Origin of the sequence: Acinetobacter legionensis (assembly GCF_048552295.1) — a bacterium.
GTDB lineage: Bacteria > Pseudomonadota > Gammaproteobacteria > Pseudomonadales > Moraxellaceae > Acinetobacter.
The window spans coordinates 1-16718 of the sequence record NZ_JBIMCW010000022.1 but is presented as its reverse complement, the minus strand read 5'-3'; the positions used below and the strand labels follow the sequence as shown (position 1 = coordinate 16718).

The 16718-nt window shown below is 37.3% G+C and carries 15 protein-coding genes and 1 rRNA gene; 6 read left to right on the top strand and 10 right to left on the bottom strand.

Annotated elements, in window-relative coordinates; all coding sequences use genetic code 11:
- Positions 1-18 precede the first annotated feature (18 nt).
- The 8 genes from ACG916_RS15910 to ACG916_RS15875 all read right to left on the bottom strand — a co-directional run bounded on the left by ACG916_RS15910 (position 19) and on the right by ACG916_RS15875 (position 7937).
- Positions 19-1410, bottom strand: a complete 1392-nt coding sequence (locus ACG916_RS15910) for a hypothetical protein (RefSeq protein ID WP_419330512.1) — start codon at positions 1408-1410, stop codon at positions 19-21.
- On the bottom strand, positions 1411-2403 hold the full coding sequence (gene tssG, locus ACG916_RS15905; RefSeq protein ID WP_419330511.1) for a type VI secretion system baseplate subunit TssG: 993 nt from the start codon (positions 2401-2403) through the stop codon (positions 1411-1413). It abuts the gene before it with no gap.
- Positions 2367-4175, bottom strand: coding sequence for a type VI secretion system baseplate subunit TssF (gene tssF, locus ACG916_RS15900; RefSeq protein ID WP_004823592.1), 1809 nt, complete (start codon positions 4173-4175; stop codon positions 2367-2369). Before tssF ends, tssG begins: the two co-directional genes overlap by 37 nt.
- 17 nt (positions 4176-4192) lie before the next feature.
- Positions 4193-4666 (bottom strand): type VI secretion system baseplate subunit TssE, encoded by a 474-nt coding sequence (tssE, locus tag ACG916_RS15895; RefSeq protein ID WP_004723556.1) that lies wholly within the window; start codon positions 4664-4666, stop codon positions 4193-4195.
- A gap of 63 nt (positions 4667-4729) precedes the next feature.
- Positions 4730-5233: an Hcp family type VI secretion system effector gene (locus ACG916_RS15890; protein ID WP_004723558.1), complete on the bottom strand. Its 504-nt coding sequence runs from the start codon at positions 5231-5233 to the stop codon at positions 4730-4732.
- A 46-nt stretch (positions 5234-5279) separates the two neighbouring features.
- The gene (tssC, locus tag ACG916_RS15885; RefSeq protein WP_004823591.1) at positions 5280-6761 is read right to left on the bottom strand and encodes a type VI secretion system contractile sheath large subunit; all 1482 of its coding nucleotides are present in this window, start codon (positions 6759-6761) and stop codon (positions 5280-5282) included.
- Complete coding sequence (gene tssB, locus ACG916_RS15880; protein WP_004723560.1) at positions 6754-7263, bottom strand: type VI secretion system contractile sheath small subunit; 510 nt, start codon at positions 7261-7263, stop codon at positions 6754-6756. Before tssB ends, tssC begins: the two co-directional genes overlap by 8 nt.
- Before the next feature lie 29 nt (positions 7264-7292).
- Positions 7293-7937 carry a hypothetical protein gene (locus ACG916_RS15875; RefSeq protein WP_004723561.1) on the bottom strand — a complete coding sequence of 215 codons (645 nt, stop codon included), beginning with the start codon at positions 7935-7937 and terminating at the stop codon, positions 7293-7295.
- 365 nt (positions 7938-8302) lie between these two features.
- Here ACG916_RS15875 and tssH point away from each other — a divergent pair, with 365 nt between their 5' ends.
- The 6 genes from tssH to ACG916_RS15845 are packed head-to-tail and all read left to right on the top strand — an operon-like array spanning position 8303 to position 15872.
- On the top strand, positions 8303-10975 hold the full coding sequence (gene tssH / locus ACG916_RS15870; protein WP_056518224.1) for a type VI secretion system ATPase TssH: 2673 nt from the start codon (positions 8303-8305) through the stop codon (positions 10973-10975).
- Positions 10976-10994: 19 nt separating this feature from the next.
- The gene (gene tssA, locus ACG916_RS15865; protein ID WP_004723563.1) at positions 10995-12098 is read left to right on the top strand and encodes a type VI secretion system protein TssA; all 1104 of its coding nucleotides are present in this window, start codon (positions 10995-10997) and stop codon (positions 12096-12098) included.
- Between the two features lie 6 nt (positions 12099-12104).
- Positions 12105-13469: a type VI secretion system baseplate subunit TssK gene (gene tssK / locus ACG916_RS15860; RefSeq protein WP_004823587.1), complete on the top strand. Its 1365-nt coding sequence runs from the start codon at positions 12105-12107 to the stop codon at positions 13467-13469.
- A gap of 14 nt (positions 13470-13483) precedes the next feature.
- A complete protein-coding gene (gene icmH / locus ACG916_RS15855) occupies positions 13484-14284 on the top strand; it encodes a type IVB secretion system protein IcmH/DotU (protein ID WP_004723567.1) in 801 nt (266 codons plus the stop codon).
- Positions 14285-14295: 11 nt separating this feature from the next.
- A complete protein-coding gene (locus tag ACG916_RS15850; RefSeq protein ID WP_419330508.1) occupies positions 14296-14892 on the top strand; it encodes a hypothetical protein in 597 nt (198 codons plus the stop codon).
- A complete protein-coding gene (locus ACG916_RS15845; RefSeq protein ID WP_004723569.1) occupies positions 14889-15872 on the top strand; it encodes a M15 family metallopeptidase in 984 nt (327 codons plus the stop codon). The genes ACG916_RS15850 and ACG916_RS15845 overlap by 4 nt, the downstream gene beginning before the upstream one ends.
- A gap of 266 nt (positions 15873-16138) precedes the next feature.
- Here the strand turns inward: ACG916_RS15845 and ACG916_RS15840 are convergent, their stop codons facing one another.
- Together ACG916_RS15840 and rrf are read right to left on the bottom strand one after the other, a co-directional pair.
- On the bottom strand, positions 16139-16450 hold the full coding sequence (locus tag ACG916_RS15840; RefSeq protein WP_419330506.1) for an ankyrin repeat domain-containing protein: 312 nt from the start codon (positions 16448-16450) through the stop codon (positions 16139-16141).
- A 195-nt stretch (positions 16451-16645) separates the two neighbouring features.
- A 5S ribosomal RNA gene (gene rrf, locus ACG916_RS21785) occupies positions 16646-16718 on the bottom strand; the annotation flags it as partial.

Genomic DNA, 16718 nt, shown 5'->3' with positions numbered 1-16718 from the left:
TAAATTTATCTGTAAGTTCTATGCAAACTCAGTCCCAACAAGCACTTGGGTTTGCTGATGTTCAGCACTATAAACATAACCGTACAACTCATCTTTAAAGTGCAAACTCAACATAAAACCAAAAACTTTGGCTAAGGGTTGGGTATGGCCTAGGCTATTTTTACTGTAAAGATAATGATGCGCTTCAATCGCTGTTTCGGCAAAGTTTTGTTCAAGTTTCTTTAACAGCTTGATCTCTGCTGGGTCGTCTAAGACCAAGACAAAGCGCTGTTCTTGATCAAACTGTTCTGCTTGGTCTAAATTCAACTCTTTTAATGTTTTAGATGCCTGATCAGAATTTAAAGCAATTCGAATATACTTTATTGCTTGTAAATTTTGCAATTCGACCTGAGTATTTGTCATACAACAGGTACTGATATACTCAGATGGAATATATTTTTCAGTCATCCACGTCCGATCATCTATGGTTTCTTGATCAATTTCTGAATCTACTGCAATAAACAGTGATGCCTCAGCATCTAGGAGTTGGGTTCTTTTCAGCAACTTAATCCAGTCTTTATACGCAGTTGTTTCACCCCAATAATGATATTCAGTGCCAAATTGCTGATCGAGAATGCCCAGTTCAGTAAGATAATGATGAACCAATTCTGAAGCTGAACTTTCATCCCAGCTATGGAATAAATTTTCTGGCAAAATAATTTGAATATTCAAACGATTAAGTCGAGGTACTGCTTCTGCGACCTGTTGTTCTATCGGCTCATCCTCATAGTCACGATGAGGATCAATCCAAGCAGGATGCATACGATATTCATGTGCAAGTTTCGCATCATAAAAGAGTGCTGAGTTTTTTAGGTGCTCTGCAATTTGATATAAAGTTTCAGTATTCTGTTCTAATTGCTGCTGAATTAATGCACTTATACGCTTTTGACGACTGGAAAGACTAGATGCCTCATCCTCTAACGGTTCTTCAATCTCTTGAACACGGAATGAAAGAATCGGTAAGCCATAACCATTGACCAATTGCGAATCAAGTTCAGGACTTGCCACATCTTGAAGCTGATCAAGCTGTGCTTCATTTTCGCCTAAGGCACTTAAACTTGTCGCTGAATAAACTTTCAAGTCTACCCATTCAATTTTTTCTTCAACTTTAGCTTCAGTGGTTTGTTGTTGTTCTGAACGTTGTTCTGCCTCAATTCTTTGCTGTTCTTTCTTCTCTTGGCGGCTTTGATAAATCTTTTTGATCAACATTGGGCTTAGAATTAACAAAGTAATCGCCGCTGGAATCACCCCAAAGAAAATCAGAAAATCTTGCCCATTTGGGTCATATTTGATATCACGCCAATAAAACACCACGATTACCGAAACCAGTAATATTGTGCTGACTAAAGTTCCTAAAATTATTTTGATCACTTATGACACTCCAATCAGTGCATAACACGTTTCATCATTGTCACTTTGAGTTTTTGGCATCACAAAAGCACCTTGTGCCAAACCGATTTGTGTTGTTGAACTCAGTTGTAAAGGCTGGACTTCCTCTTTTGCCAAGACTAAACGTAGATCGACAAGTAAGGTAGGACTACACCAACTTTGCAGAATTTTCTTTAACTTCTTACTCAATTTTTTCTTGGGTAAAAATTCTAAATACTGTGCATGGCTCAATGGTCCAATTTGAATCTCAATTTTTCCATCAATTTGTCGAATCGTTTCTCCACAAAAAGTATTTACACCTAACAAAAAGGGCTGCTTGCCTCCCAATGTAGTTTTCTGCTCATCACCGAGTTTAAACTTTTCGGTAATATATTCTTTGACTTCAACCTGTTGATTGAACACACAGGTCAGCATTGTCTTTAGTGCATGGGCTGTGTTGTTTTGCCCCTGCATCAGCCCAGAAAACTCAGCAAAATAGTCATCTAGATCACTCTGTTGATGTTGTGTCCGAATATAACCATTTAAAGCATGCAGGATTTCTAAGTAATTATTTTCTTTTTCAACTTCATAACGTACAGGCAGGTTATAACTTAAACTTGCTTCAACAAATTGAGCTGTAAGCTTATGATTAAATAAGCCTAAAAATTTTTGAACTTCAACACGCTGTTTACGCGGTGCTTGTTTCACTTTATTGGTATAGGTATACGGCATTGCGCCTTGCATACCGGTTAAACCGACAATCAAATTAGTAAGATGGATTTTTTCGTCTTGTTGTTCAAGTAATTCAATTTCATGTTTTGGGAAGTTCAAATTTAATGAACTTTCAAAAAGAAAATCGTCAGACCAATTCTTTAAAACAGCGGTATTGGGTGCATGTCTAAATAATCGTGTGGTTTGGATAAATTCAAAAGCTGTAGGGGTTTTAAAAAGCTCATCAATTACAGAAGCTTCTTGCCACCAACGTTCTGTACGCATTGGTATAACTCCTGTTTTGTATTTAAATCTCGAACAAAAACGTCAACAAAACTGTTCATCTGTACTTTTAAATTAAAGATATGACTGATCAATTCGCTGAAAATATATAAGCTATGCCCTCTAAAGACTTGGACATCTACATCCATTAAAACCTTCACCCCACGTACAAACATTGGAAAGGGTTTGGCTTCAACCAGTTTATTGGTGATTTCAAACTCAATTTTTTTAATTGCATCAATAATTAAATGATTTTCTTTAGATTTTGGTAGGTTATAAAGCTCTAATAATTCTTTAATATGGCTGACAGCATCACCCTTCATTAACGCTAAAGTATTTAATGAAAGATGCGAAATAATACGCCATTGTTCATTCTTATTTTTTTCAAATTGGAACGGTGCAGTAGGTCTTTTTAACACCAATGCACGACGAGCAACGGTACTGTCATTCAAATTCAAGACATTATTTGACTGACCCAAAGCTTCGTGCGGTAATTCACGATTGGAACATAACAATTTACAACTGACAAAATCAGACTTAATACTGTGCGGTTCTAATTGTTTAGAAATAATCGAATAGCCCGTTTCGACATATTGATTTTGTAAAACGGTTGGATTTAATGCATAAAAAAACTGAATATCATCACCGTGATAATGACTCATGGCAAAGAAAGGTAAAATTGGATAAACCACTTGATCTTGGTTGCTTTTTTCACGGATCAAATTCATTTCAACGATTGAATACACTTGATAGAATTCAGGATGATGTGCATCCGTCATCAAAGGATATTCTAAGTTTTTATGATTGATTTTTTGTGGCTCAGCTTGTTTCTCAAACAAATTGACAACAGGGCTGGTAAATAACTTAAAATTTGCCACATTCAATTCTGAATAATTGCGAATAATGGCTTGGTCATTTAAATTCAGTTTTAAATGGATCTGCACTTCAAAACTTAGATTTTCTTCTTTTAATAATTTTAAAAAATCTAAATTCAAATTTAAATAACTAAACTTTTCAGGAAAGCAGAAATATTCGATTAATAATCGGTAAGCATGATGGGTATGTTGATCAACCGGCAATAAACTTTCATTTTCATCAAAACCCATCACTTCAAACGGATTTTTTATCGCCACAACTTTATGATTGATACGAAGACTAAAACTGGTCTCTTTATGAAAGATATGATCTAGAACTTGCAAAGGAAAGTTTGAAATCGCATCCAAATAAATGGGTAGCTTTTCATTTTTCAACCAATTTTTAGCAGGGTTTAATAACTCAAATTTTAAATTTAATGTCGCATTTTGGTTTAAATGAATATGTGCGCTAGGATTGGTTTGGAAACTCAGACTTTCCAGTTGGATCGGCAGTAATTTAACTTCAGCACTGGTATTAAACTCACATTGGACACCTTTGAAACTTCTCGATTTTAAAGTGGTCCCTTTGGGAATAATATGAACATCTGTCAATTGTTTTTGCTTGTTTAAGTCTTCAAAACTCACAACTGAACACGCCGGAAAATGGCGTAAATATTGAGGAAACATCACCTCAAATAAAGAACGTGTAAAGATGTCGTAACTATCAGCTAACTTTTTATCAATACGTGCGGCAATTAAAGAAAATGCCTGTATCAGGCGTTCAATATGTGGATCATCAATTTGTTCTTGATTTAAAGATAATCGTTGTGCAATTTTTGGGTATTTATCTGCAAAGGCACGCGACTGCTGTCCAAATTCTTGTAATTGCTTTTCATAATACGGTAAAAGTTCTTCTATCACGACATACCTACTTTATTTTAAGATCTGGCAGAAATCACATATTGCTGTGTTGTTGGCTTAAGTAAGGCATCAAAAATTACAGGTTCATAAAGTGGATGGATATTTAAATAAGCTTGAATGCTTAGGCATAACGAACCAACATTTTGGTCATCTAACTGCATTTCTACTTTAATTTGTTTTAAGCGTGGTTCATGTGCAGCAATCGATTGTTCTATGGACTGGCAGATAGTATCTCGATCGGTTGGATTCGCTGTGGAAAGCCCAACAAAATCAATAATGCCAAATTGTACAATAGACTTTTTCACTAAAGGAAAATCATCGATTTCCAAATCTAGCTTGGCAATTCGTGTATTTAATAAATCTTCTAAATCATGAGCAACAGACTCTCTTAACTCATGAATCGAAAGCCCTTTAATATAATCATCTTCAACAATTAAACGATCAAATAGTGTAGATCGAAATCCATATGGGTATAGTTGATCTAAATTCATAATGTATATTCTAATAATATGAAACAGATAGGGACCCGAGTCCCTATCTGTTCCAACAAACAATTAAGCAGCGTAAGATGCTGTATTGTTAGAAAGAGACCATTTCTTAGTAACGGCACCTTTAGCAGAACCGTTAATATCTTGTTGATTATAAGTCCACTCAACCGCAGCATATTTAAGACCAAATGCTTCAGTTGGAACACCTTCTTCATTTACCGTAGGCGTTACACTTGAAACAAGTACATGCTTAAGTTTGATTTGAAGGTACTTAATACGTTTGTCACCATTTGCACGGTAGAAGTCAATTTGAACTTCATCAAATGTATAACCCGCAGAACAAGCTTCCCAAAGTTTTGGACTAGTTGCATCCAAATCTTTAACAAAAAGCATATCTGAGTGTTCTACACGTTCAGCAGTATGACCACCAACGCTTGAAGAAGTCGCAGATTTCGGCTGACGAATATTATGAGACCAAGAATTAACTTCTAGCCAATTTTTGTGCTCAGAATCACGCGACTCGCCATCAACCTTGTACTTACCTTGGAATTGAACGTATATATCTTTCATTGGATTACCCTTATTTTTTAAAGTTATTATTTAGCCACGCTCTATTTTAATTCGAGGACTGAGGTAACTCAGTGACAAGTCGCAAAGAAACCGACAACTCATCTAGCTGGAAATGCGGTCTTAAGAAGACCACAGACTTGTAGTGCCCTGGCTCTGCAGGATTCTCTACAACTTTTACAGAAGCTTCACGCAATGGATACTGCGCTTTAGCTTCTTGTGAAGCACCATCATCAAGCAATACGTATTGTGATAGCCATTCATTTAAAAATGCTTCTACATTACCCGCTGAAGCAAAGCTTCCGACTTTATCTCGCATCATCGCTTTTAAATAATGTGCAATTCGAGAAACTGCCATGATGTATTGGATCTGGCTAGATAATGATGAGTTCGCATTTGCGGTATCACTGTCATACTTCTTCGGTTTTTGCGTAGACTGTGCACCAAAAAATGCTGCGTAATCTGTATTTTTACAATGAACAAGTGGAATAAAACCTAAGTCACTCAACTCTTTCTCACGACGGTCAGTGATCGCAATTTCAGTTGGACACTTAAATACAACTTCACCATCATTGGTTTTAAAAGTATGTACTGGTAAGCCTTCGACCATACCACCACCTTCAACACCGCGAATCGCAGCACACCAACCATGGAGGTCAAATGCATTGGTCAAACGAGTACCAAACGCATAAGCTGCATTCATCCACAAATATTCATCATGGTTTTGCCCTGAAACTTCTTCCACAAAGTTAAAGCCTTCAGTCGCCCAACCTTCTTTTGGATCATAAGGCAAACGGCCTAAAACGCGTGGCATTGTCAACGCAACATAACGAGCGTCATCGCTTTCACGGAAAGAACGCCACTGTACATATTCTGCTGTTTCAAATACTTTTGAAACGTCACGAGGACGATCAATATCTGTAAATGATTCAAGGCCTAACATATTACTGCTTGCTGCCGAAATAAACGGAGCATGTGCCGCTGCTGCAACATGTGAAATCTGTTCTAACAGATACATGTCTGAAGGAGTACGGTCAAACTCAAAGTCACCGATCAATGTTGCATAAGGTGCACCACCGAATGAACCGTATTCTTCTTCATAAACTTTTTTAAACAAAGTACTTTGATCGAAATCTGTCGCACCTTGGAAATCTTTGACCAATTCTTTTTTCGTTGTGTTTAACATACGAATTTTGATCAATGGATTTGAAGGTGACTCCTGACAGAAGTAATACAAACCACGCCAAGTCGATTCAATTTTCTGAAACTGCTCATTGTGCATGATTTTACTGAGCTGCTTTGAAATCAACGCATCTATTTCAGCAATACGCTTATCAATCGATAAAGACATATTTTCTGAAACAGTGATTGTTCCTGCCATCACTTCTTTGGCCAATTCACCAATCAAGCTTTTCGCACGGTCATGCTCTTCATCATTACGTGCAATTCGGCTACGCTCCACGATAGAATCAAGTAAACTTACTTCTTCTACGGCTGCATCTTGCACAGTATTGGTTTGTAAATTACTCATTTTCAGGACCCGCCTCAGCGCTTAATTTACGAATCTGATCAGTATTTTGTAAGACTTCATCAAGTAAATCTTCCAAACGCTCACTATTTGAAATCTTGTTTCTCAAATCCGTTAAGCGTTCACGAGCTTCAACTAATTTTCTCAATGGTTCTACTTGTTGTACCACTTGTTCTGGTCTGAAATCTTCCATCGATTTAAAGGTTAAGTCGACCGACATACGCCCACCCTCTTCAGTCAGCGTATTTTCAACTTGATATGCGGCACGAGGAGACAACGACTCCATCACTTCATCAATGTTTTCTAAGTCAACATTAATAAATTTTTTATCTTTTAATTTGGTTTTTTCTAACTCAGAAGCAGCAGAAAAGTCACCTAAAACACCTACAACAAAAGGTAACTCTTTAATTTCTTTACCATCACCGACTTCAACATCATAAGTCAGTTGAACACGTGGTGGTCGGATTCGCTGTAATTTCTTCTGTACACTTTCACGTTTTGACATTTTTGTTATCCATTAATTTGGGCGATAAATTATGTTGGGAAGTTCGGTCTTGGTGCTGATGACGTAGACTTCGGTTTCGCTGGCGTCGCAGTAGGCTTTGTAGCTGGTTTTGCAGCAGGAGTTGAGCGTGTTGGTGTAGCACGGTTCTTCTGAGGGCGACTTACCTTCTGAGGACGAGCACGCTCTACAACTGGAGCACTTTCCTGATTTTTTTCAACCAAAACTGCTGCTGGCATTGCTTGTCTAACTGCGTCAGTAAAACTTTTCGCAACAGGATAGGTTTTATCCTCAGTCAAATATCTCATTTCACGTGTGCGCATTTTATTCAATGCGTCAGAAGCTAAGCCAATTCCTGCAAGGAATTTGACATCCGTTAATTCATTGCTTTGGATGTTTTGCGTTTCTAAATAATTGACAATTTGGATGGCTTTATCATTTTTTCCAATTTGCTGAAACTTCTCTGCCGCCGAGACCAACAGTTTGTTTTTATTGTCTTTATTTTTCTTATCACACAATTGTGAATAGACCGCCAACAACTCAGGATTGGTTTCTCCCTCGACCATTGGGTAATCTTTTATACAGGATCTTTTTAGTTTGATTTCATCATCCGCGTAGACAAATGTAGTCGCCAATGATGCGCCAAGAACTAAAATATATGGAATAAAATTCTTCAAAATCCAACCTCAATATTTACTTGATTCAGTTATTCAATAGATTTACTTTTGATGTTTTATAAATATGTATAATTAAGCAATTTCGTTAAAGACTTAAAAATAAGACTAAAAAAACGCGCCCTCGTCAAGTTAAATTTCGTATCAATATTTTAACCGTTTGATAAAAATGACTTTTTTAATTGGTTGTATAATATACATAATATCCTGTCTTCACAAAAGTTTTTTTTTATGTAAAATATTTCCAGTGATTTTTAAAAAATTATTAAATATTTGATTTCAATATACTAATTTTAATGCCAAATTTATAGGCTAGAAAATTTAGAATTTAATTGCCTAGAAATAAAGTTTTTTGAGAGAGACAGAAAATGACAGATCTAAAAGTTTTGATTAAAAAGTTATCAGCATCTTCACGTACATCTTTAGAACAATCCGCCAACTTATGTGTAAACCATCAAAATTTTGAAATCGAAATCGAACATTTTTTTGTCAAATTATTAGAACAACAATCCAATGATCTTGAACTTCTACTTAATAAATACAAAATTTCAAAAGATGCACTTTTAACGGATTTATTAGAGTGTATTTCTCAACTTCCTAAAGGCAATACCCGTACACCTATTTTTTCCAAATCAATTGTTAGACTTCTTGAACAAGCCTGGTTACTTGCTTCGGCTGAACCAGACCCAGTGATCCGAAGCGGCCATTTATTGATTGCACTTTTAACAGCATCTGATCTTTACCAAATTGCTATTCGAGCATCGAGTTTATTTGATCTGTTTCCAATCGATACGATGAAGCATAAATTTTTGGAAATTTGTGTAAACAGCGCCGAAAATATTCCAACAAATTCTCAAGAACAAGAAGCTGAACTTAAGAATCAGCCAACAGACAATTCCGCTTCGAGCAAAAAGACACCTGCATTAGATCAGTTCACCATTAATTTGACTGAAAAAGCCCAAAAAGGTGGGATTGATCCAGTCATTGGTCGTGAATATGAAATCCGTTTAATGCTTGATATCTTAATGCGTCGTCGTCAAAACAACCCTATTTTAACGGGTGAGCCTGGTGTGGGTAAAACCGCAGTAGTGGAAGGCCTAGCATTAAAAATTTCACAGAACCAAGTGCCCGATGCGTTAAAAAATGTCCAATTACACTCTTTGGATATGGGCCTGTTACAAGCAGGTGCAAGTGTTAAAGGTGAGTTTGAAAACCGCTTAAAACAAGTGATTCAAGAAGTACAGCAATCTTCACATCCGATTATTCTGTTTATTGATGAAGCCCACACCATGATTGGTGCGGGCGGTCAAGCTGGGCAAAATGATGCCGCGAACTTATTAAAACCTGCACTTGCTCGCGGTGAATTACGCACAATTGCAGCAACAACTTGGGCTGAATACAAACAATATTTTGAAAAAGATGCTGCTTTAAGTCGTCGTTTCCAAGTGGTCAAAGTAGAAGAACCGACTGAAGAAGTCGCGATCGATATGCTACGCGCCATGATTCCAGTGATGGCCAATCACTTTAATTTACGCATTGATGATGAAGCGATTATCACCGCTGTTCATTCTTCACATCGTTATATTAGTGGCCGCCAACTCCCGGATAAAGCCATTAGTGTGCTTGACACCGCTGCGGCTCGTGTTGCGCTAACCCAAAATGCTCAACCGGTCAAACTTGATCAACTTAAAGCACAACAACATAATTTAAATCTTGAATTCAATATTATTGAAAATGAACACCGTCACCAGCCAATTCATGAAGAACGTTTAGCTCAATTAACATCATCATTGGAATTGCTTGATCAAGAAATTCAGCAAACAGAACAACAATGGCAAGCCGAATTGGCATTGATTCAAAAAATCCAAGCATTAGAAACTGCTGAACAGGCTGATTCGAACAAAGATGAGATTCTCAGTACACGTACGCAGCTATCTGAGCTACAAGGTCAGCAACCATTGGTCTTTGAACGTGTAAATGCCCAAATTATTAATGAAATTATTTCAGACTGGACGGGTATTCCTGTTGGTAAAATGGTCAATGATGAAATTAAGCAAATTCTCAGTCTGGAAGAAAAACTTGAAAAACGTGTGATGGGACAAGATTATGCCCTACATCAGTTGGTTCAAGGTATTAAAACATCAAAAGCACGTTTAGAAGACCCAAATAAACCACAAGGTGTTTTCATGCTTGTCGGTCCAAGTGGTGTGGGTAAAACAGAAACTGCCTTAGCACTTGCCAATGAACTTTATGGTGGTGAGTCACATTTAATCACCATCAATATGTCTGAATACCAAGAGGCGCATACGGTTTCTTCGCTTAAAGGTGCGCCTCCAGGATATGTCGGGTATGGTCAAGGCGGTGTTTTGACTGAAGCCGTTCGACGTAATCCGTATAGCGTTGTGTTATTAGACGAGATTGAAAAAGCACACAGCGATGTCCAAGAACTGTTCTACCAAGTTTTTGACAAAGGTACGCTCGAAGATGGTGAAGGTCGTGTGATTGATTTTAAAAACACCACGATATTACTGACGTCAAACACGGGCTCAAATGCCATCATGCAGGCATGCTTAAATCAACCTGTCGAAGAATGGCCAAGTGCTGAAGAGCTGACTGAACAACTCAAACCAAGCTTATACAAACAATTTAAGCCAGCATTCTTAGGCCGTATGCGAATTGTCCCTTACTTCCCATTACATGATGATCTATTAGTCAGAATTATTGAGCATAAACTAGGAAAAATTACAGCACGACTCGAAAAGCAGTATGAAACCAAAGTGACATATAGCGATGATTTAATCGAATTAATTCTAAGTCGTTGTACTGAAGTTGATAGTGGCGCACGTAATGTTGATAACATTTTAAATGCCTCAGTGTTACCTGCTTTGGCCACTGAAATATTGGTGGCTTTGGCTGAACAAAAAATACCAAAAGTCATTCATATTGATACTAAAGATGATGAAATCATTTACCTATTAGATCCACAAGCGAAGCCAGCAAAGAAAAAGTCGAGCAAAAAGTCAAAAGTTGTGGAAGCTTAAATATATACGAGTATAGAAAATGGATATAAATTTAGACGTCTTATTAGAGCCTATTTCTGATGCTCATCCGTGTGGAGAAGATTTATCTTTTTCCAATGAGTTTCACGAAATCAAAAAAGCACGTACCCATGATGATCCTTTATTAGACCAAGGTGATTGGATTTCTGAGCCAAAGCAAGCCGACTGGTCATTTGTTGCAGAAAAATCAATCCAATTACTCACGCAAAAAACCAAAGATATTCGTTTATTAACCTGGCTTACAGAAGCTTGGACAAACCTCTATGGCTTTGAAGGCTTAATCAAAGGACTGGAACTGAGTCACCGTGTTTTAGAACAGTTCTGGTTAAAGATTCATCCTGAAATTGAAGATGACGACTTAGATCAACGCTTAGGCTTACTGCAAGGTTTTACCACCCAATTACCGAGCTTGGTAAAGAATGTTCCGCTCATCAACATTCAACCGTTTTATTCACTTGCCCAATACGAAAAATTCTTACATCTACAGAATAATCGTCGTAAGCAAGCCGAAGATTCTGACAGTGTAGAAGCGTCCTTAGAATTAGATCAATTCAATCAGGCGCTATTCAACACCTCACGGACTTTTCAGTATCAAAATTATCAGCAATTTCAAGAAATTTTGCAGCATTGGAATATTATCAAACAAACATTAGATGCACTGATGGAGCTGGAAGCACCAAGTTTTGCGAGTATCGATTCACAGTTTGAAAATATTCAAATGAACCTGAAAAAAATCTATAAAGCAGACTCATTTGGAAACAACACCAATACAGCTGCAGTTGAAGATACCCCAGCTCAAATGACAATGCCAGTAACAGAAACAACGCATTCAGCTCCAATTCCACAAGCGCAAACATTTCAACCTCAACCACAAAGCCATTTACAAAACCGTGAACAGGCAATGCGGGTTTTACAAGAGATTGCCGATTACTTTCAAACCAATGAGCCGCATAGTCCTGTGAGTTATATGCTGCAAAAAACAATTAAATGGAGCCAAATGCCTTTACATGAATGGTTAACTCAAGTCATTAAAAATGATAATCCCCTTGATTCTATTCAAGAATTATTGGGCGTAAACCAAAATAATGAATCTTCTGAATGGTAATCATCTATGTTTAAAGCAGAAAAAGTTCTTTGGGGTGAAGGTTTATTTTTAAGACCACAACACTTCCAATTACAAGATACGTATCAAGAACAACGACTTAACCACACCATTCGTTCAACGATTCCTTATCCTTATGGAATTAAAAATCTTCGATTTGACGAAACACAACTGGGCACACATGTGCTTGCTTTAGAGCAAATCGATATGATTTGGCAGGATGGTGAAATTTACCAAGCGCCGGCCAAAGATCTGTTACCACAACCAATTTTATTGGATGAACTGAACTTGCGTGGGGAAATGTTAATCTACTTAGCATTGCCTATTTTACAACCGAATAAAAAGAACATCTCTGATGAACAGGATAAACAACCTGCTCGCTACCATTCATATTTGAATGAAACTCACGATCTTTTTACTGATGCATCCCCTGCTGAAATTACATTTCTTCGACGCCGAACTGAATTTAAACTTTTTGATGTTCAAGCAGATCCAAATCAAGATTTAGATGGTTTTTTATATCTTGCTATCGGAAAAATTCGACGTCATAGTTCAGGGAATTTTGAGATTGATTCAAAATATATTCCACCAATTTTACATATTCAGTCAAATGAAACCTTATTGGCAAATTTGAAGCGAACATTGAACGTTGTTCGTGCCAAAATTAAAATGATTCAAACCAATAACCGTGAAAATGAACAAAAGCTCATTGAATTTAGATCGGGTGATATTGTTTCATTCTGGTTGGTCAATGCACTAAATACTGCTCATGCGACCTTGAATCATCTGTTACAAAATCCGCAGATTCACCCTGAAAAACTATTTTTTGAACTTCTGCGTTTAACGGGTTCATTGCTGACATTCTCTACCGCATATGAAGTTGAACATTTGCCACAATATCAACATCATAACTTGCAAGATAGCTTTAGTCAGCTTGATAAAATTTTACGCGAATTGCTCGATACGATTATTTCAAGTCGTTATATCAGTATTGCGCTAAAAGAAATTCGCCCATCATATTGGGTCGGAAGCTTAGAAACAGATAAAATCACTAAAGAATCAAGACTTTATATCGCTGTTTCTAGTAGCATGATGCAAACCCATGAACTGATTCAAATTGTCCCACTGCGTTTCAAAGTCGGGAATACTGTCGATGTTGAACAACGTGTTGTTGCGGCACTTCCTGCAATCCCAATTCATCATTTAGTCCAAATTCCAACTGCTATCCCAGTGCGTTCTGGTGTGAATTATTTTGAAATTGAACCACATCATGAAATGTATCAACGTATGCTTGATTCTGAAACCATCTGTATTTATGTCCCTGCAGGTTTCCAAGATATCAGTATTGAATTAATTGCAGTGATGAATGGTTAAGCGAGGAGTATGTCATGAGCCAGAATAATATTGCCCCCTCACTGTTTGATGATGGACAAATCGGTGGAGGTTCTTTACCTCAACAATCCAAAATCACACAAGCAACCAATTTAGTCGACCTTCTACATGACGGATTTTATATTGTTTTCTTATTGAAAAATCAGTATGTGCCAGAAAATGCAAACGGCTTTAAAGACAAAATTTTAGACTTGTTGAATCGTTTTGAACATCAAGCAAAAAAACTGCAGTTTTCTCCTGAAGATATTCATGATGCAAAATATGCATATTGTGCCTTAATTGATGAAACCATTGTTACTCAACAAGATCCATCATTCTTTAACCTACAAAATCATTGGTTAATCAGTCCACTTCAATTAACTTTATTTGGTTCACAACTTGCAGGTTATCGATTCTTTGAGTTTCTCGAACTGATTCGTGCTCGTGGTAAAGAAAGATTGGCTTCACTCGAAGTTTTTCATTATTGCTTATTGCTTGGTTTCCAAGGTAAGTATCGTATTGAATCGATTGAAAGTTTAAATCATCTTGTGGCACGAGTCGGTGATGAAATCGATTATTTGAAAGGCAAAAAGACTGCCTTTTCTCCTTTTGCGGCTTTACCAGATCAAATCAAAAATATTATTCATAAAGAATTACCCTTTGTTTGGATTTTAATTTTCCTGTTGTTATTTGCTGTACTGGCTTTCGCTGGCCTAAAATTCATGTTGAATAAGACGGAAAATGCTTCTATTGCGAAATTTAATAATGTGATTTCTGCACCTGCTGAACAAGCACATATCACTATTCAATTGCCTTGACAGGTTGAATTATGACACAAGAAAAACAAACATCTATTCGTATATTACAAAGTAAACCCGCTAAAAAAACATTGGGGAAATCATCTGTTTTTCTACTTGGTTTAATTGCTGGGATGGTTATTTCTGCTATTTTCTTTTTTGTTTTTATCAATGGCAACCCAACAGAAAATACCAGTACCAATACGGATTCGGTTGCAACACAAGAACCTGAACTACGCGATGTGCATGCTGAAGAAGCAGCAACCAATCATCACGATGAAAATGCTGGTGCATATAAGCAGCATATCAATGAAAAAGATTTCAATCAGATTTTTAAACATGAAAATAAGGTTGCCGCTCAGAAAAACCCAAATCCGAATGCCTCTCCGTTTGAACAAATGCTAAAACCTGAGGCGAAACCAGCAGTGCCACCGCCAGCTGCAACCAGACCACAAGCGGCAATAACCGCAAAACCAGTACCAAAAGCGAAAGTAGAAGCAAAGTCAGAAGCTGCTGCTAAACCTACTGAAAAAGAAGCCGCACCTAAAAAAGAGGAAGCGCAAGAAGCTTCCCCTGAAGGTACAGTGAAAATGACGATAGACCGTAAAGTCATAGAAAACAAACCATGATTTTGTTTGTTGTCATTTGCTTTATCTTTTTGGTGCTTGGCCTAACTTTTCTGATGTCTTATGAAATTAGACATAAAACCTTAGACTACCTTAAAGCACTTTTACCGCAAGGTAAGAGAAAGCTGGCTTCTGCAAAGCACTTTGCAGAACAAATGAATCAAGCAGCCTCAGCCAATCAGACCCAAACCCATTGGCATTTACAGCAATGGTGGATTTTGATTGCGGGTTTCTTTTTACTTTCCAGCATTCTTGTTTTTGCATTTACACGACCAATTGATCCGACAAAGGTTGAAGCAGAATATTTAAGAAAAACTGACCCACAAATTTATGCACTATTAAATGGTGAAGTTTTAACCCCTCCTCCTGCAGTGGATGAAAGCTTAATTGATGCTGCGATTGTTCAAGCACAAATATTGGAAAGAGACAACCCTGTTCCAAATCATCAATTCCCGAGTGTAAATCCATCAGCTATTGATAATGAAGGGGTTGGAGATCAACGTAGCAGCTTCGATACAGCAATGGTTGACCGTAAATGGGACAAAATGCATCCAAGTTATAAGCAGCGTTTACTGATGGTCTTTAAAATCATGAAAGAGCGCCATGGTTATGAAATGGTGCTTTTAGAAGGTTATCGTAGTCCAGAACGTCAAACTCGTTTATCTGGCAATACAGCCACGACTTTAGCCAAAGCCTATCAAAGTTATCATCAGTTTGGTTTAGCTGCCGATGTTGCCTTTAAACGAGATGGTAAAGTTGTTATTTCTGAACGAGATCCTTGGGCATGGAAAGGCTATCAATTATATGGGGTTGTTGCTGAATCTGTAGGTTTAACGTGGGGTGGACGTTGGACACGAATCCACGACTATGGTCATACTGAGTTCCGTATGCCAGGACTGCGTAAAAACCGTGAATCTGCTGAACGCTTGATTGCTGAAGCACAAGGTAAAGGACTTATGGCAAATAATATTGATGTAAATTAATTGCCATGTTGTCTTTGTAGGAAAATGCTTACAGCAATCACAGCGATTGTCATCTATACGATCAAAGCCTAGTCTTATATTCTATAGTTATAGGGAACAGGAAGTTTCCCAGACATAAAACAATAATAAAGCGTCTGAGCATCAGGAACGTGAGATTCGACAGGAGTCAGATCTAACACACCAATACGAAGAAAACCCCATCAGGATGATGGGGTTTTCTTTTTATATCTATAGAATATCTGATTCACATCACATTGTTTGAGAATCTATAAACTATTTAAATACGCAATAATCTGTTGATTTTCAGCCATTTCAGCAAGCTCTAATGCGGTAAATTGGCTTTTATAGTCTTTGTCTGCGCCTTTAGAAATCAATAATTTAACAATATCTAAATGATCATTCTCCGCCGCAGCTTGTAGCGCACTATAGCCTTCATCATCAGTTTGATTAACGTCAATACCTTGTGATAACAGTTGTTCGACCTGTTCAAACTCTCCTAAAGATGCAGCATACACCAGTTCAGGAAGATGTAGTTCTTCATCATGATCAGGAAGTGGTGAGAAAGAGTTAAGTTTCATAAGAAATACCAAATTTTTGTTCAATTATTATTTAGCTAAAAATTTTAAAGGTCAACAGTTCATTATTCAATGAAGTCAGTGATCAATTAACTCAATATAAATAGATCTCTTTCATTTCGACAATAAAACATACCAAACACCACGCATAAAAAAACACCCCAATCTCGCTAGAGATCGGGGTGTTTTAGATTTAAAAGCTGGCGATGACTTACTCTCACATGGGTAACCCCACACTACCATCAGCGCTAAGAGGTTTCACTTCTGAGTT